Annotated in this window: 13 protein-coding genes and 1 tRNA gene; 7 read left to right on the top strand and 7 right to left on the bottom strand. The window is 54.4% G+C overall.

Annotated features, from left to right (window positions below; genetic code table 11):
• Window positions 1–44: 44 nt before the first annotated feature.
• From rpoD to MWU64_RS11780, 5 genes are all read left to right on the top strand, one after another.
• Window positions 45–1,886: an RNA polymerase sigma factor RpoD gene (rpoD, locus tag MWU64_RS11800; RefSeq protein WP_247064590.1), complete on the top strand. Its 1,842-nt coding sequence runs from the start codon at window positions 45–47 to the stop codon at window positions 1,884–1,886.
• 62 nt (window positions 1,887–1,948) lie between these two features.
• Window positions 1,949–2,025: transfer RNA gene (locus tag MWU64_RS11795), tRNA-Ile, on the top strand.
• A 243-nt stretch (window positions 2,026–2,268) separates the two neighbouring features.
• A complete protein-coding gene (gene aupA, locus MWU64_RS11790; protein ID WP_247064589.1) occupies window positions 2,269–3,606 on the top strand; it encodes an alkane uptake protein AupA in 1,338 nt (445 codons plus the stop codon).
• A gap of 13 nt (window positions 3,607–3,619) precedes the next feature.
• Window positions 3,620–6,886, top strand: a complete 3,267-nt coding sequence (locus MWU64_RS11785; protein ID WP_247064588.1) for an Ig-like domain-containing protein — start codon at window positions 3,620–3,622, stop codon at window positions 6,884–6,886.
• 165 nt (window positions 6,887–7,051) lie between these two features.
• A complete protein-coding gene (locus MWU64_RS11780) occupies window positions 7,052–7,510 on the top strand; it encodes a DUF2489 domain-containing protein (protein WP_247064587.1) in 459 nt (152 codons plus the stop codon).
• 280 nt (window positions 7,511–7,790) lie between these two features.
• On the opposite strand, the gene MWU64_RS11775 is transcribed toward MWU64_RS11780, so the two are convergent.
• The 3 genes from MWU64_RS11775 to MWU64_RS11765 all read right to left on the bottom strand — a co-directional run bounded on the left by MWU64_RS11775 (window position 7,791) and on the right by MWU64_RS11765 (window position 12,303).
• Window positions 7,791–9,158 carry an HDOD domain-containing protein gene (locus MWU64_RS11775; RefSeq protein ID WP_247064586.1) on the bottom strand — a complete coding sequence of 456 codons (1,368 nt, stop codon included), beginning with the start codon at window positions 9,156–9,158 and terminating at the stop codon, window positions 7,791–7,793.
• Window positions 9,159–9,259: 101 nt separating this feature from the next.
• On the bottom strand, window positions 9,260–11,335 hold the full coding sequence (gene recG / locus MWU64_RS11770; RefSeq protein WP_247064585.1) for an ATP-dependent DNA helicase RecG: 2,076 nt from the start codon (window positions 11,333–11,335) through the stop codon (window positions 9,260–9,262).
• A gap of 8 nt (window positions 11,336–11,343) precedes the next feature.
• Window positions 11,344–12,303, bottom strand: coding sequence for a hydrogen peroxide-inducible genes activator (locus MWU64_RS11765; RefSeq protein ID WP_247064584.1), 960 nt, complete (start codon window positions 12,301–12,303; stop codon window positions 11,344–11,346).
• Window positions 12,304–12,379: 76 nt separating this feature from the next.
• Between MWU64_RS11765 and MWU64_RS11760 the strand changes: the two genes are divergently transcribed.
• Entirely contained in the window at window positions 12,380–13,252 is an 873-nt protein-coding gene (locus MWU64_RS11760; protein WP_247064583.1) for an SDR family oxidoreductase, read from the top strand.
• On the opposite strand, the gene MWU64_RS11755 is transcribed toward MWU64_RS11760, so the two are convergent.
• The 4 genes from MWU64_RS11755 to gmk form a co-directional block, all read right to left on the bottom strand.
• Window positions 13,245–13,631, bottom strand: a complete 387-nt coding sequence (locus MWU64_RS11755) for a RidA family protein (RefSeq protein WP_133006601.1) — start codon at window positions 13,629–13,631, stop codon at window positions 13,245–13,247. The two genes, MWU64_RS11760 and MWU64_RS11755, sit on opposite strands and share 8 nt — an antisense overlap.
• A gap of 79 nt (window positions 13,632–13,710) precedes the next feature.
• The gene (locus tag MWU64_RS11750) at window positions 13,711–15,852 is read right to left on the bottom strand and encodes a RelA/SpoT family protein (RefSeq protein WP_247064582.1); all 2,142 of its coding nucleotides are present in this window, start codon (window positions 15,850–15,852) and stop codon (window positions 13,711–13,713) included.
• 174 nt (window positions 15,853–16,026) lie between these two features.
• A complete protein-coding gene (rpoZ, locus tag MWU64_RS11745; RefSeq protein WP_114334795.1) occupies window positions 16,027–16,239 on the bottom strand; it encodes a DNA-directed RNA polymerase subunit omega in 213 nt (70 codons plus the stop codon).
• Window positions 16,240–16,343: 104 nt separating this feature from the next.
• Entirely contained in the window at window positions 16,344–16,979 is a 636-nt protein-coding gene (gmk, locus tag MWU64_RS11740) for a guanylate kinase (protein ID WP_247064581.1), read from the bottom strand.
• 147 nt (window positions 16,980–17,126) lie between these two features.
• Between gmk and MWU64_RS11735 the strand changes: the two genes are divergently transcribed.
• Complete coding sequence (locus MWU64_RS11735) at window positions 17,127–18,005, top strand: universal stress protein (protein WP_247064580.1); 879 nt, start codon at window positions 17,127–17,129, stop codon at window positions 18,003–18,005.
• Window positions 18,006–18,111: the final 106 nt, after the last annotated feature.

The raw sequence follows: 18,111 nt of genomic DNA, 5'->3' as shown, positions 1-18,111 counted from the left end.
TGTTTAACTTTTTTCCTCTTTAAAAGCGAGTTCACAGGGTGTCTATGTCAGGCAATTCGCAGAAATCACGTTTAAAAGACCTCATCGCTCGAGGCAAAGAACAAGGTTACCTGACTTACGCCGAGGTAAACGACCACCTGCCGGAAGACATTGCAGATCCGGATCAGGTTGAAGATATTATCCGGATGATCAACGACATGGGTATCCAGGTGTGTGAAGAAACACCTGACGCAGATACCCTGTTGATGACCGAAGGTGACTCCACAGCCGACGAAGCCGCCGCCGCTGAAGCCGCCGCTGCTCTGGCTGCTGTAGAAACCGACGCGGGCCGGACCACCGACCCCGTCCGCATGTACATGCGCGAAATGGGTACCGTCGAGCTGCTGACCCGTGAAGGCGAAATCGTTATCGCTAAGCGGATCGAAGAAGGCATTCGTGATGTCATGGCAGCTGTTGCCCACTTCCCGGGCACTGCAGGCACCGTTATTCAGGCCTACGACCGCATCATCGAAAACGAAGGCCGCATCAGCGACATCGTTACCGGCTTCCTTGATCCTGACGATGCCGAGCCGTTCATGGGCGAAGAAGTTGTCGAAGAAGCCACGGCTGACAGCAACGAAGCTGAAGACGATGACGACGCCGAAGAAGAGGAAAAGGAAAGCGGACCGGATCCCGAGGAAACCCGCCTGCGCTTTGAGCTTCTGAAAGAAAAGCTGGAAGCAGCCAACGAAGCACTGGCCAAACACGGCCGCGGCCACAAGAAAACCCAGGAAGCTCTGAACGAGCTGGGTGCGGTGTTTGCGCCGTTCAAACTGGGCAACAAGGCATTTGATGAGCTGGTTAACGTTGTTCGTTCCACCAACGACATGGTGCGCGAAAACGAACGTACCATCATGCAAATCTGCATCCGCGAATGCAAAATGCCGCGCAAAGACTTCATCAAAGAGTTCCCGGGCAACGAAGTGAACCTGGACTGGGCTCCGAAGATTGCCAAGAGCAAGAAGCCCTACGCAGCGGCTATCGCTGAGCGCCTGGATGAGATCGTCCGTCTGCAGAAGCGTATTCAGAACGTTCAGACCGAAGTGGATCTCGACGTAGTCGACATCAAAGAAATCAACCGCCGCGTTTCGATCGGTGAAGCGAAAGCCCGCCGCGCCAAGAAAGAAATGGTGGAAGCCAACTTGCGACTGGTTATCTCCATCGCCAAGAAGTACACCAACCGTGGCTTGCAGTTCCTCGACCTGATCCAGGAAGGCAACATCGGTTTGATGAAAGCGGTTGATAAGTTTGAATACCGTCGTGGCTACAAGTTCTCGACCTACGCCACCTGGTGGATTCGTCAGGCCATCACCCGCTCCATCGCGGACCAGGCACGCACCATCCGTATTCCGGTGCACATGATCGAAACCATCAACAAGCTGAACCGTATTTCCCGCCAGATGCTGCAGGAAATGGGCCGCGAGCCTACGCCTGAAGAGCTGGGCGAGCGCATGGAAATGCCGGAAGAGAAGATCCGTAAGGTCCTGAAGATCGCCAAAGAGCCGATCTCCATGGAAACACCGATCGGCGATGATGAAGACAGCCATTTAGGCGACTTCATTGAAGACATTCAGGCGCTGTCGCCGGTGGATTCTGCCACCGCTGAAGGCCTGCGTGAAGCTACCCGTTCTGTGCTATCCGGCCTGACGGCTCGTGAATCTAAAGTACTGCGCATGCGTTTCGGTATCGAAATGAACACCGACCACACCCTTGAGGAAGTCGGCAAACAGTTCGATGTAACCCGTGAGCGTATTCGTCAGATCGAAGCCAAGGCACTGCGCAAACTGCGCCACCCTTCACGTTCTGACCATCTGCGTGGCTTTATCGACGACCAAGGCAGCGCATAAAACCGAAAACACAGTAGCGGGCGCCAACCCTCACGGGTATAATGGCGCCCGCTTTTGTTATCGGGCCTATAGCTCAGTTGGTTAGAGCAGAGGACTCATAATCCTTTGGTCCCTGGTTCGAGTCCAGGTGGGCCCACCAACTCCCCTCCCCAGCAACATTCCGCAACAAAAACAACACACTCTGTCTCCTTTCTAGTCTACACAGACCATGTTCTTGCCACGCATACTGTGCATACGTGGTATTACAGACATAACACCCTGTCAAAAATGCCAACGTCCTAAAGTGACAAGTACCATAAACTGCAAGCTGAACAATCGTACCAGTATCCTTGCGCACTCGCCGGGGCTGTACACAACAACAAAGAGCGAACGGAGTGTATTAATGGTTCTTCCTTCCCGATTTTCTGTACGGGCAGCGACCCTTGCTGTTGCAGCTGTATCCGCCACCCTTTCCATGTCAGCGTCTGCGAGCATGGGCAACCTCGGCACCACCTATGGCGTGATGCCCATAGACGTTGCCACTGCCCAATCGCTTTCCATGTTTAACGACCAAGTTTCAGCGACTTACTACAACCCGGCATCCCTTACTCGCGATACCCGTGGCGAACTGACTTCGGGCATTCTGCATGCCGAACAGGAACTGCGCTCAGACAACCCCAATGCCAACGGCGATGTGGTTTCCAGCTCGCCAAGCCAGCACGTGCTGATCGGCATGAAGACTAACCTGGGCTCTTTGACCCGATTCGATCATCCTATTTATTTAGGCTTCATTGCCGGTGTTGAAAAGTACGGCAAAGAAATGCTGGCCTTTAAATCCGAAACATCAGAAACCGGCCAGTATCTGCAGAACGGAAAAGAGCCGCTGTTCCTGAACCTTGGTGGCGCAACCCCGATCTGGCGTGGCATTTCTGCCGGTGCCTCGGTACGAATCACACTGGAAGCCGCAGCACAGCTGGATGCAGTGTCCACCTTGGGCGGCGAAACCAGTCGCGAACGACTGGCGGTTAATGCTGAGCCAACCCTGAAAACCATTCTGGGCACCACCATCGATTTTGGCAGTACGTTCTGCGGTAAAGACGATTGTTTCCTCAACGGTTGGGAAGCGGCGTTAACGTACCGCACCAAATCTTCAGCGAAAACATCTGTGGGTTCCAACATCGTTGTTACCCAGACCATCCCGGACCCAGGCCTTAGCCTGACCGTGGCCACCATCGATTCATTCCAGCCAGAAACCATCGTTCTCGGTACTCAGTACGCCGGTGACGGATGGCGGGTCGGTGGTAGCATCGAACAGCAGAACTGGTCTGAGCTAGAGGACGAGTTTGCCAAAGACAGCATCAAGGATCAGGAGACCGTATCTGCTGGCAACCGCATCGGTTTCGACGACATCCTGGTACCTCGCTTGGGTGCTGAGTACCAGCTGAATGAAAACTTTGCCGTTCGCGGCGGTATCGCATACGAAGAGTCTCCTCTTAAGACCACTCGCAATCCTGAACTCAACTACCTGGACACCGACAAGATCATCGTCGGCCTGGGCGTGAGCGCTACTTATAACCGCACACGACTGCTGGCCTTCCCTGTTCGCTTGGACCTTGGCTACCAGTACCAACAACTACAAGAGCGGGACTTCACTCTGGTCGACTTTGACGGTAACGAAACCAACGTTACTGCCGACGGTGATATCCATGTAATCAGCGGCTCCATCACCCTGAAGTTCTGAGGAGAAGCAGGTCATGAAACAATTTAAAACGTTAGCACTGATTCCCGCCATGCTGCTTGCAGCATGTGGCGGCAGTGATGAGCAAAACATCAAGCAGAGCGTCAAGGATAGAAACCAGTCTGTGTCGCTGGTTTACTCCTACCCAATGGACGGCCAGGCCGATGTAAGCCCAAAAGCAGATATCGTACTTCGCTTCTCCCATGCTATTGGGGACGATGAGGCGACACTTGCTCAAAAGATTCAGGTCCAATCCAGCGCCGGCAGCCCAGCCTTTGCCGTCACAAAGATTGATGGCGGAAAAAGTCTGAAGTTAGAGATGTCGGAAGGGCAAACGCTCACCAGCCGCGAAACCTACTCAATCACCTTCAACGAGCCTCTGCTGACTGAAGGCGGTCGTGAAATCGACACGCCAAATGCGGTCGGCGAGCCGGGGATCCAGTTCGATACTCGCGGCGAATTCAGCGGCGTTGCTGAGCTGGCAGAAACCTCTGACGAGTTCGGCGTAGCCTGGCAGGTACCCGCAAACGGCACCGCCTTCGAAGCGGCGAACTTCTCTACCTTCCGCCTCGCTTTGACACACCCGGTTCACCCGGAGTGGCAAAAGCTCGGCGGCTCTATTGAGCTTCTGGACAAAAACGGCACTGCTGTACCCGCCACCGTGTTGGTGAAGGGCAACCGCGTCACCGTTGACCCCTGCGTCACCGAAGACCCGAAAGCCTGCGGCAGCAAAGACGACATCCTGAACGCCGGCCAAGAATACACGCTCAAGCTGAACAACCTAGCCAGCCTGACCAGCGGTCCGGACGGTGCCCGTTTGAGCAAGTCGTTCAACTTCACTCCTCGCGCCACTGGCCCGACGGTGCTGCTGGAACAGCAAGCGGTAGATTCTAATGGCGGCAACCTTGCCTCAGTGTTGAACGGTCAAGCCATTAATGGCGTAGTACTGAACTCTGTGTTGCAGGGCGTTACCGACACTTCTCAGCAGACTGGATCATTGTTTGCTGAACTGGCGTATGCTCCTTCGTTTAAAGCCGACGAAGCTCTGCCCCTGCGCATCCCCAAGGGCAGCGTACTGGAAAGCACCAGCTTGAACATTAAGGTTGGCGGCAAGGTACAGGCTCTGGACGCAAAAGATGGTAGCAATCAGGAAACTGGCACGATTAAAGTAACCATGCTGTCTGATGCCTCCGGTTACATGGCCCCTAACCCTTATACTGACGACATCAACGCACCTCGTCACATCACGTTGTTCATGGACGTGTCGATGAACACTGAAGAGGCGATGCCGAACGCAGCACTTTCCCAAGATCTTATGGGAGTAGAACTACGCGGTATTGCCTTGGTTAAAGACGGCGTTCTAACGATTGATGCTATCGGTATGGTTGAGCCCAACCTGCTTGGCCAAGAATTTACCGACTCCACTATCGCCTTCCACCTACAAGCAGCCACTGACGTAGATTCGGTTCTCGACGCCGAGGTTTTGCGCGAAATCGATAACACTGCCCCTAAATTGGTGAGCTGGATGCCTGGCGACAAAGACAATGCCATTCCGAACACTCGTCAGTCCATTCAGCGCCCGGGCGACCCAGTGATTCTGTTCTTTGATGAGCCTTTGGACCCGGCGTCAATCGCTGGTGGCGTTAAACTCTATGCAGATGGTCAAGAACTAACACTCAACACGGCCCTCGACGGAACCGCACTCACCCTGAATCCAGAAGGTGGTTTGAAGGCAGGCATTCAGTACAAAGTATCTGCCCCTGGACTAACCGACTTAGCCGGCAATCTCTACGACAGCATGGCTAATGACCTGTCATTCAGCCTGGATGGCCAGCGCGATGTCGCTTCAGATGCACCACCAATCGCCTTAACGACATACCCAGGCTTTCCTTGCGAAACCAATCACGCCAAGCTCGACTTAGAGAACAATGTTCTTGGGGAGTGTTACACAAGGGGTGCGGACTCAACTGAAGCGGACAAAGACACTACTACCGGTGGAGATATTCTTCCTGTAAGCGAAATGCCCGCCGATCGCCCCATAATGGTCGTTTTTTCTCAGCCAATGAATCTCGACTCCATTAAACTCGGCGATACCTTTATTGTAAGAAAGGTAAACCCCGATGGAAGCCGCATAGATGGCTCCGAAGGTGAGGTAACTGGTCGTCTGGAAAAGAATAGCCAGCGCATTCGCTTCTATCCCGATAAGGCATGGGAAAAAGATGCGTTCTATCAGTACACTCTGGTGTCCAAGAGAGGCTCGGACGAGGTCACTAACGCTGCATACTCCCGGTACTGCAACGAGCCTGATCCAACTTCAGTTTGTGGAATCAATAACTACCCTCTCAAAACCGATCTGTTGGAAGGCTTGAATTCCGGTGGTGGTGCCGGGTCTGAACCTATTCAGTCAATGAAAATCTACTTCAAAGGCGTCGAACCACAGAGCTCAGTGTTTACCGCTTTGAGGAACTTACCAATCCGTGATGTAAATGCTAACTTTAAGATCGACGGAGAGAATGAACCCTTTGCTCACGAGCCAAACGGTAGTGGTGGTTATCTGCCGTCAGCTAACGCGGCAAAGCTTCTCACCAACTATGGAAATGAAAAACAAGAAGCTCGAGTTGGGTGCGCTGTCGATGACACCGACACTGATAAATGCGAGCGCAATAAGTTCATCTATCAAACATACGCGCTGAACACCGAAGTAATCGGCTCAACGGTTATCGAGGAAGGACCCGATAAAGGAAAAGATGCCTTAAAAGTGCTTTTGTATCCCACTACAATAGTAACGTCTTCGTTGGATGTGCATCTTGAACTGTTTAGCATTGTCTCGACGACTGGGCCTCAGGTTCTCAGAATGCGATATGCCCAAGACCCGGAATGCGTGGCAAGTGGCGCTGAATGCCGCCGAGATCAGCTGATCCCTGGCTATATCATTGAAGGAGATAAAGGCCAGCCTGTTTTCAAAACGAAGGTGGATGTATTCCTTGATGCTCCAGATCTGCGTCTCAAGTCGATCCTAACGGCAGAGCACAACTTGTTTAATTACGAGTTCACGCTGGACCTGGTTGGCGATGTCAATTTCTTCGACGACGGTCGTATGCAGATCGAGCAATACAACCTGAATATCCCGGAAATAATGGTTAAATCCGAAGTTCTTTCCGGATTGGTGAAAAAAGAAATTCCACTAATCATTCCAGAGCGTGGGCTTTACCTAAACTTTATTTCCAACCCAGTAAAAGACTTGCCTCGCGAATACGGGCAGCAACAAGCCGCTCCGCAGTAAGCTAACCGGTACTTTTACCTCTCAGGCCAGCCCTCCCGGGCTGGCCTTTTTATTTCCCCTTCCACAACCTCGCAAGCACCCTGCCCCAATCTCTGGCAAACTACCCTCTACTGAAAATAAGTCTGATCAACTCAGACAACATCCTATGTACTAGGGAGATCGCAAATGCCCAGAGGGCTTCAGTTGACGTTCATTGTTATCGGCTTGGTGGTTATCGGGCTGCTGTTGTTTTATATCTGGCGACAGTCGCGTTTGCTCAATGAAGAGCGGCTGCGTCAGAAAAAAGCCGAGGAGTTTCAGGCCAAGCGTAAGGAAGAAATGGTAGAGAGCATCCGGATTATTGCCATTGCCGTGGAAGAAGAGCAGGTGGAGTACTCCGAGGCTTGTTTACGCTTAAAGGGATTACTCGATTACGTAGCGCCGGAACTGCTATCGCAGGAACCGTATAACGTGTTTCAAGTGGTGCATGAAAAACTGGAACACATGCCCACGCATCGGGCGCGAAAGGCTGCAGACACGGAAATGGTGCAACAGATGGATATTGAACGTTTTGCCATCGAGAAGGAATATGCGGAGCGTATTCGCCAAGCGGCGAGCGCCATCCGTCACGTTCGTTTCGAGTGAGCCGCACCATTTGTAATGATTTGTAACAAGAAATCAGGGAACGCCTAGCCTTTAGTTATATAATTCAACACCTTCAGCCCAGCAACAAAAATGAGAACCGCGTCACATTTCATTTTCCTCGGCCGCGGCTTTCCTTTTGAGAAGCTTTAGCTAAATTTAAAGCAGGGCCACGGAATTTGTCACTTTGCTCCGGGCCCTGTCCTTGTTTTCTCCTGATTAGTGAGACGGACTCTGCAATTTGCGGACATCATTGCCGGCCCCTGCGGGTCGGCTTTTTTATTCAGTTAGGCGACATCATTCCCGCCATGGCCATCACGCTGTCTTTATTCTCGACCAGCTCATCAAAGCGGCGCTCTACCTTTTCACGGTCCAGCCCCAATTCTTCAAACACGTCATCGCCCAACGGCGCACCAGCCCCAAGGGCTACGCCCCGCGCCGTTAAGAGCTGGCGCCCCAGCCAAAGCAAACGGGCATACACGTGATGATCACCTTCATAGTCCGGGTTCTTCTGGTAACGAAGTGCCTTTACTACTTCTTCCGGCATGCCCCAGTTTTCCATCAAAGTGGCGGCAATCTGTTCACGGGTGATGCCCAGCAGGTGGTGTTCAATCACGCTGGAATCGATATTCGGGTTTACTTCCAACGACCGGCACACCAATTTGAAATGCGGAGGAAACACCTGAGCCAACACCAGATGACCAAAGTTGTGCAATAGCCCGGAGAGATAGGCCAAACCGAACAATGGTCGCTGCCCCCGTGGCATCATGCTTGCCAAAATGCCCGCCGACTGAGCCTGCCAGATGGCCTGCTGCCAATAGTCAACGTAGCCATCCGGGTGGTCCTGGGGTTCGTTGAGTGCGCGCCCCAGCGACAAGCCCATGGCCAGGTTCATCACCAGATCGAAACCCAAAACGCGCGACACGGCATCGTGCACTGAGCGTACCTGCCCTGCCGCTGCATAGAATGACGATGAAGCCCAGCTCACCACTTGCGCCGCAAGGCTTGGGTCGCTTTCCACAATATCGACCAAATCGCCCATCACGGCGTTGGGGTTCACCCGCAAATGAATAATGCGCTGGGCGGTTTCCGGAAGGGGTGGGAGTTCCAGAGTGTCTTCAAGCCGCTGCTGAATGCGGCGGCCCGTGAATTTCTTCAGGGCGTTGTGCAGCTCATCCCGGTCGCTTTGCCCATTACTGAGATTAACCGACACCGATTGCGCATCAATCGCGAAACTGTTGCGGTCGGCTTGGGCGGTAAGCTTACGAAAATCGTCCAGTGGCATGGTGACAGCGACGTTCTGCTCTACCAGCTCAAGCGCGATCGATTCCAATTCATCCACCCTGCGGTCGATGATGGTAGGCCAGCCGGTTAGTGATGGCAGGGCAGGCAGCTCTTGCAGACCCGCTCGCTGGCGCACCCGCACTTGCTCTTTGCGCTGCATGAGCTTCAGATCACGACCCAGGAGTTTATTCAGGTTTTCCAGATCAAGCATGTCATCCCGGCGAAGAATGGCCTGCAGGTTCCCTTCGCTATCCGTCAGAAGAACCATTCGCAACAGGTCCTTTGGTTTGGTCTGACCCACGCTGCGCAGCGCTACATCAACAGCACTGTCTCCTAACGCCTGCCGAACAACTCCTGGGAGTTCCATTAATGCCTCCTTATGAACCCTAACATCCGCATACATTCATTCTGCAATTAACGCATGCCTATTAATAGGTCTTTATTGTTAACAGTATGAACCGGTTATCATCACACATCGCCATACCGGATTTTCTCACCCAGCCACCGGCGAATCAGCGCCTGCACGATACGTGGCTGCTTCATAAGCGCCGGTGCCATTTCCTTGATCGGCTCAATCCAGCCTTTATCGCGTTCAAAATTGGCCAAACGGAACTGCATCAAACCCGTTTGACGCGTGCCAAGCACTTCGCCGGGACCCCGGATCTCCAGATCTTTCTCGGCGATTACAAAACCGTCCTGGCTGTCTCTCAACGCTTGCAGCCGGGCCTTTCCATTTACTGACAGTGGCGGGTGGTACATCAACACACAAAAACTGGCCTGCTCGCCTCGCCCTACCCGGCCACGGAGCTGGTGCAACTGCGCCAACCCCAATCGCTCGGGGTTTTCGATAATGATCAGCGAGGCATTGGGCACATCCACACCCACCTCAATGACCGTCGTGGCTACCAGAAGATCCAACTCCCCCTCTTTGAAGCGGGTCATCATCTCAGCTTTTTCTTGAGCCTTTAAGCGTCCGTGTACCAAGCCTACTTTCAGATCAGGCAACCGCTCCGTCAGTTCCTGAGCGGTCACTTCGGCCGCTTGGCACTGCAGGGCTTCGGATTCTTCTATCAAGGTACATACCCAATAAGCCTGCCGACCTTCCCGGCAGGCACTGCGTACACGCTCAATGATGTCCTCACGCCGGCTGTCTGGCACCACTACGGTTTCGATCGGTTTTCGGCCAGGGGGAAGTTCATCAATGACGGACGTATCCAAGTCGGCATAGGCGCTCATCGCTAGCGTTCTCGGTATCGGGGTGGCCGTCATAATCAGCTGATGCGGGGCCAGTGAGCCGCCCACGCCCTTCTCTCTTAGGGCCAAACGCTGATGAACGCCAAAGCGATGCTGCTCATCTACAATCACGAGCGCCAAGCGCTTGAACGCTACTTCATCCTGAAACAAAGCATGGGTGCCAATCGCAACCTGCGCCTCGCCACTGGCAACGGCTTCCAAAGCCTGCTGGCGGGCCTTGCCTTTGACTTTGCCGGATAACCACGCAATGGGAATGTCCAAGGGTTCCAGCCACGCTTTGAAGTTATTGTAGTGCTGTTCGGCGAGTATTTCGGTGGGGGCCATCAAGGCAACCTGAGCGCCTGCACTGAGGGTCTGCAAAGCCGCTAACGCGGCCACGACCGTTTTACCGGAGCCGACATCCCCTTGAACCAAACGTAGCATGGGGATCGGCTGGCTCAGATCCTGGCGAATCTCACTCATGACCTGGCGCTGGGCACCGGTGAGCTTGAAAGGCAATTCTTCCAGGAAGCGTTCAGTCAGGTCACCGGTCGGCAGCAAGGGTAAAGCCTCTCGCGCCTGAATCTGTTCTCGCACTTGCAACAAACTGAGTTGGTGTGCCAGCAATTCTTCCATCACCAAGCGCTGCTGCGCCGGGTGACGACCTTCCATCAAAAGAGGCACTGGTGCGCCGGCTGGGGGCGAATGCACCAGCTTTACCGCCTCTGTAATACACGGTAGTTGATAGTCCGCCAGCAACTCCGGGGGCAACCAGTCTTTAATCGGGTGCCGTTCAAGGTATTTCAGGGCTTGCTGACACAGGCTTCGAGCCCGAGGCTGCTGGATGCCTTCGGTCAACGGGTAAACCGGCGTGAGCGTGGCTTCGTTGGCCGCGGGCATCGGTGGCGGGTTGGCCTGGTATTCGGGGTGGTAAAACTCGTAACCGGCCCGGCCCGGGCGAACCTCACCAAAGCATCGCACTCGGGTACCTTCGCTGAGCTGGTTTTTCTGGGCCGCGTTGAAGTGGAAGAAGCGCAGTACCAGAAAGCCGCTGTCGTCTTTCAACGTCACCTGCAGACTGCGACGGCGCCCCATCACCAGGTCGGCTTTCATGACCTCCCCTTCCACCACCGCCACATCGCCTACCCGCAAGCTGCCCATCGGCACCACCCGTGTGCGGTCTTCATAGCGATGGGGCAAATGGAACAGCAGGTCTTGCATGGACTGGATGCCAAGCTTGGCCAGCTTATCCGCCAAGGCGTTCCCTACGCCTTTGATCTCGGTAACGGAGATGTCATCCAGTGACGCCATGGCTTACCTCATTTTTGTGGCACTGCTGCGGGTGTTTCCGCCTTGGCCCGCTCAATCACCCGGCACTGGCTCGCCGCCAGCGAGAGCATGTCGATGGCTTTAGGGCGCGGGAAGGTAACTCGCCATGCCAACGCCACCGTGCGGAAAGGTACCGGCGCGGCGAACGGGCGCACGGCCAGAATATCTTCCTGATATTTGATCGCCGTGGCTGCCGACAACGGCAACACCGTGATGCCCAGACCTGAGGCAACCATGTGGCGGATGGTTTCCAGTGAACTGCCTTCCGTCACCAGACCCGGCTGACTCTCACCGGCCCGGCGGGTAACGGCATCCACCAACGGCGGGCAAGATTCCAGCACCTGATCGCGGAAACAGTGACCGGGGCCAAGCAACAACAGCTGTTCTTCGGCCATTTCTTCGGCCGTAATCTCGTCTTTCTCGGTCAGCGGATGGTCTGCGGGCAACAGCACCACAAAGGGCTCGTCGTACAACGGCAGAGTGACCACCTCCGGCTCATCGAACGGCAGGGCGATGATAATGGCATCCAGATCGGAGTGCCTGAGTTTCTGGCGCAGGTTTGCGGTGTAGTTTTCTTCGATAAACAGCGGCATCTCTGGCGCCGCCCGGCGCAGCTCCGGCAACAGATGCGGGAACAGATAGGGGCCAATGGTGTAGATAGCACCCACTTTCAAAGGCGAGTTCAGCTGGTTCTTACCGTCCTGGGCCAGATCTTTGATCACGCCCACCTGGTCCAGAACCGTTTGGGCCTGATCAATAATCCGCTGCCCGACTTCCGTCACCCGAATGCTGCTTTTGCTGCGCTCGAACAAGGAAATACCGAGTTCTTCTTCCAGTTTCTTTACCGCCACACTCAAGGTGGGCTGGCTTACATGACAACGCTCGGCGGCGCGGCCAAAATGCCTTTCCCGGGCAAGCGTAACAACGTATCGTAACTCGGTGAGGGTCATCGTCGGCTCCGGTCGGATTGTTCAGGTCGAAGTTGCACTTACTTTATCAACCAAAGGATAAGGATTGAAATTGTCTATGGCAATGACGAATCATAAGCAATTATCACGAATTCTGGTGGCAGGCTGCGGCAAACTCGGCGGGGACATGGCACTGGCACTGGCTGAAAACAATGCGCAGGTCTTCGGCCTTCGCCGAAGCCCCGAGAAAGTGCCCGCGGGCATCACCGGCATTGGTGCCGACCTGACCAAACCCGAGACTCTGGAAGGCAAGCTTCCCGACGATCTGGACATTGTTATTTATTGCCTGACACCCTCGTCGTACGACGAGCAGGGCTATCACGACGCCTACGTTACCGGCTTGAAGAATTTGTTGAATGCCATTGGCGAGCGGCCCCTCACTCGATTGTTTTTTGTCAGCAGCACCAGCGTTTATGCTCAGAACGACGATGGCTGGGTAGACGAAACCAGCACGACAGAACCCAGCCGTTTTACCGGCAAGCATATTCTGCAAGGTGAGCAAACGGCCTTGAACAGCATTCACCCCGCCACGGTTGTCCGCTTCAGCGGCATTTACGGCCCCACACGCCAACGCTTTCTGGAAGAAGTGCTTGAGGGTCGGATGAATCCGCAACCACCGGCACCCTACAGCAACCGGATTCACGAACAAGATGCCGTGCGGGCAATCACCCACATGAGCGAGCTGGCGTTAGCAGGCAAAGATTTGGAAGACGTTTACATCGTGACTGATTGCGAGCCGGTCAGGCTGGATGAAGTCGTGGCGTGGGTTCAGCAGCAGATACCGTGTAAAGCACCGGTAGAGGGCGCGCGCAAAGGCGGCAGGGCAGGTAGTAAGCGGTGCAGTAACCAGCGGTTGCTGGCCAGCGGATTTGAATTCCGGTACCCCGATTTTCGGGCAGGGTACCGGGAGATGATCAACAGCCTTAGCTGAGCACCATCACGGCTTCCATTTCTACAGGCACACCCTTCGGCAGCGCTGCAACACCCACGGCGGCGCGCGCCGGGTAAGGCTGCTGGAAATAGGTTGCCATCACTTCGTTGACGGTCGCGAAATTGGCTAGGTCCGTCATGTAGATGTTCAGCTTGACGATGTCTTTCAACTCGCCACCGGCGGCTTCGCACACGGCTTTGAGGTTTTCGAACACCTGACGGGTCTGAGTCGCGAAGTCACCCGCAACCACTTCCATGGTTTTCGGATCGAGCGGAATCTGGCCCGACAGATACACGGTATCGCCTGCTTTCACCGCCTGAGAATAGGTACCGATCGCCTGCGGAGCGTTCTCGGTCTGGATGACAGATTTGTTCGTCATGACCTTCTATTTCCTCTGAAGAAAAACGACCATCGTCACCCTTCTGCGTAGCGCCTGTCAACTACGCCAAAGGTCTTGATCAGTAGCGCACCCGGCTGATGTGGGTAACCGCACGAATATTGCGCACTCGGCGCATCACCCGCGCCAGATGGCGGCGGCCGTTTACATGGACAACCAAACTGACGATGCCGAATCGGGCGTTTTGATCTTCCACGTTGATGCGTTCGATGTTCCCGTCTGCCATGGCTACGGCATTAGCGATCTCCGCAATCACGCCGCGCTGACGCTCCAACTCAACCCGCAGCTCAACTGAGAACTCATCAGTAATGTCTTTCGCCCACTTCAGGTGGGTTAACCGGGCTCGGCCTTCATCATCTTCAGGCAGGCGCGAACAGGTGTCGGTATGGATGATCATGCCATTGCCGGAATCCATAATGCCCACCACAGGATCGCCCGGAATGGGCTTACAGCAAGACGCAAACTTGAGCAGGATGCCTTCTGCACCGCGGATCATCACCGGACCAGATGCTTCAATCTGTTTGGTGTCGGCGCTCGGCTTTTCTTCTGGCGCTTCGTAGCCGGCAACGAGTTGGCGTGCCACCAGATAAGCCATCCGATTGCCTAAACCAATATCACTGATCAGATCGTCAAAACTGTTCACCTGATTATGATTCACAACGGCCTGCTTCTGGGCGTCGGTGATGTCGGACAACTTGGTATCAAAACCATTCAGCGACTTTTTCAGCAGCGCTCGGCCAAGCGCCATAGATTCTGCCCGCTTTCGGGTTTTCAGGGCGTGGCGAATACTGCTGCGCGCTTTGCCGGTGGTGACAAAGCTCAGCCACGCCGGGTTCGGCCGGGCGCCGGGTGCCGTGATTATTTCCAGCGTCTGCCCGCTCTGAAGCGGCTGACTGAGTGATGCCAGATTACGGTTCACGCGGCAGGCAACCGTGGCATTACCGATATCCGTATGGATGGCGTACGCGAAGTCCACTGGAGTGGCGCCTTGCGGCAATTCCATGATCCGCCCTTTTGGCGTGAACACGTAGATTTCATCCGGGAACAGATCCACCTTCACGTTTTCGATGAACTCCATGGAGTCATCGGCCCGCTCCCGCATCTCCATAAGCCCTTTCACCCAACGATCAACGCGGGTCTGGTTGACCTTGCCTACACCCGGCTCTTCGGTTTTGTACATCCAGTGAGCGGCAATGCCGTTGTTGGCGATGTGCTCCATCTCTTCCGTGCGGATCTGAATCTCGATGTTTACGTGCATGCCAAACAGCGTGGTGTGCAACGACTGATAGCCGTTGGCTTTAGGCATGGCGATGTAATCTTTGAAACGGCCAGGAAGAGGCTTATAGAGGCTGTGGACGGCACCTAGAATGCGGTAGCAGTCATCTTCGTTGTCGGTGATGATACGAAACGCATACACGTCCATAATTTCATGGAACGACTTCTGCTTGAGCTTCATCTTGCTGTAGATGGAGTTCAAATGCTTTTCCCGCCCCATAATGCGCCCGGGCAGACCACGCTCCTCCAGCTTTTCCTGCAATTTGCCGCGGATATCCTCAATGATTTCCCGGTGATTGCCGCGCAGCTTTTGTATCGCTTTGGATATGTACTTGGAGCGCATGGGATACAGCGAAGAAAAACCCAGATCTTCCAGCTCGGTGGAGATCGAGTGCATACCCAGACGATTGGCAATCGGCGCGTAGATATCGAGCGTTTCAGTGGCAATGCGCTGGCGCTTCTCAAAGGGCATCGGGCCAAGGGTGCGCATGTTGTGCAGGCGGTCGGCCAGTTTGACCAGAATGACCCGAATGTCTTTGGCCATCGCCAACGTCATTTTCTGGAAGTTTTCGGCTTGCGCCTCCGCCCGGGAACGAAACTCGATCTGGGTAAGTTTAGACACGCCATCAACCAACTCGGCGACGTCATCACCAAACTGGTCGGCCAGCGCGTCTTTGGGAATCCCGGTGTCTTCAATGACATCGTGCAGCATCGCAGCCATCAGGCTTTGATGGTCCAACCGCAGCTCGGCAAGAATATGAGCAACCGCCAGGGGGTGAGTAATGTAGCGGTCCCCACTTTTACGCATCTGCCCTTCGTGGGCTTGTTCGGCATAATAGTAGGCCCTTCGCACCTGATTGATGCGACTGGTATCTAGATATGAACTGAGTTCTGTAGCCAGTTCTTCAACCGTTGCCTCTGCCGACACCGCGCCTCCACTAAGTTCTTTATGCCAGGGACAAAAAAGCCCGAATGCGAACATCCGGGCTCTTCCTTGTCTTTCCCGCTGGCTTCTATAGTTACACTATAAAACCGCAGAGACAGATTTCAATGCTTCTCGCGCTCCAGCAGGTAATTCTTCGTATACCTGATGGATTTGAGCTTAGTCTTCTTCTGTTTCGGTCAGCAGACTGCGAGAAACTTTTCCTTCGGCGATTTCGCGCAAGGCGATAACCGTTGGCTTGTCGTTTTCTTCCGGCACCATTGGCTCAGAACCCTTGGTGGCGATCTGGCGGGCGCGCTTGCTAGCCAGCATAACCAGCTGGAAGCGGTTATCTACATGTTCCAGACAATCTTCAACGGTAACTCGTGCCATTATGTTCCCCGAAATAACAAGTACTTTAACTAGACCGCGTAGTTTACTGCTGCCGGTTCAATTTGTATACAGCGGCAAACCGTTATCTGTGCATCTTTCAGCGGCTACTGGTTTGCCCCGGTGAGCCCTGTCAGCAAATCAGCAAAGCGCGCTTGCTGAACAGACATTTTCAATCGGCAGCTGCGGGTGATCGCCAACAAATCGGCCAGCGCCACATCGAAATCGTCGTTCACCACCAAATAATCAAATTCGACCGCATGACTGCACTCGGCTTCGGCTTCGGCCAACCGGCGCTCGATCACTTCCGGCGCATCGGTACCCCGGCCAACCAAACGCTGACGCAGAATTTCAGGGGAAGGTGGAACGATAAAAATGCTCACGCATTCCGGCGCCAACCGGCGAACCTGCGCCGCACCCTGTTGATCAATTTCCAGAATAACATCCCGTCCTTGCGCAAGAGTTTCCCGCACCCACACCTGCGACGTGCCGTAATAGTTCCCGAACACATCGGCATGCTCGAGAAAGTCACCACGATTGATCATTTCCTCGAACTGCTCACGACTGACAAAGTGATAGTTCACGCCATCCTGCTCGCCTTCACGCATCGGGCGAGTGGTGTGCGATACAGACACACCCAACAGTGAATCTGCACGGAGCATTTCCGCCACCAGACTGGTTTTACCTGCACCCGAGGGCGCCGAAATCACAAACAGGGTTCCCTGCCCACCGGCCTGACTCATGGTTCAACCTCTCCTGCACATCAATTGGCGGCCTTTGAAACGGCCAGAAAGCGCGCAATTATACGAGGTTTGACTTACCTCCGCACCCCACCCCATTGGCAGCTGATATTATGGATTCAATTCTCTTACAAAGGATGGATAAAGCGCATGGATAAACTCCTGATCGTCATGGACCCTCAGCACAAACACCAAATTGCACTCTCTCGAGGCGTGGAACTCGCGCGGGCAACGGGTGCCAGCGTAGACATCGTGGCGTTTGTGCATGAATACCTTGATGCCCTGCCCAACGACCCGGTGGTTCAGGAAAGAGCCAAGAAGGCCTTAATTGAGATGCGGGAAAAATGGCTGGAGCAAATGCTGGCTCTTACCGATTGCACCGACCTGAAGGTTAATGTGCGTGTCGTGTGGGAGAAGCAAATCCATCAGTGGATTAGTGATTATTGCCAGCAAGAACGCGTAAGCGCTGTGATCAAAACCGAAAACCGATCAGAAACGCTTTTATACACCCCAACCGATTGGCATTTGATCCGGGCATGCCCGGTACCCGTCATGCTGCTGGCCGAACTCAAATGGAACAAGGCCCACCCGATTCTTGCTGCGGTGGATCTCGGCACAGAGAAACCCGTTAAAAAGGCGTTAAACAACCGAATCATCGATCAGGCTTGGCACTTAGCCAAAGCAATGGGCAGCGAACTGCACTTGGTACACGCTCTGCACACATCGGTATTGTTAGCTGATCTGGAAATCATCGACACCGCCGCCCACGAGCGGAAACGCCGAGAAGCACTCAAACCAAGAATCGAGCACTTGTGTAACACCTGGCACCTGACGCCAGAGCAAGTTCACATCGTGTCCGGGCCGGCGCAGAAAGTCATCCCCAGCGTCGCCAATAAAATCAAAGCCGATATGGTGGTGATGGGCACAACAGGAAAAACCGGGCTCGCCGCACGAGTCATCGGCAACACTGCCGAAAAAGTACTCACACATCTACGAACGGACTTGGTAGCGGTTAAGCCGGCAGAATAGCCGGCCTCAAAGACGTGCGGGGCCAGCCTCCCCGCCGTCAAAATCACTCCAGGTTTTGCACCTGAATATTGGGACGATTTCCTAACTGACTGCGGCGCAGCTGATC

Origin of the sequence: Marinobacter sp. S0848L (genome assembly GCF_023016065.1) — a bacterium.
Taxonomy (GTDB): Bacteria; Pseudomonadota; Gammaproteobacteria; order Pseudomonadales; family Oleiphilaceae; genus Marinobacter.
The sequence above is the reverse complement of the archived record's forward strand: the minus strand, read 5'-3'. Positions and strand labels throughout refer to the sequence as shown.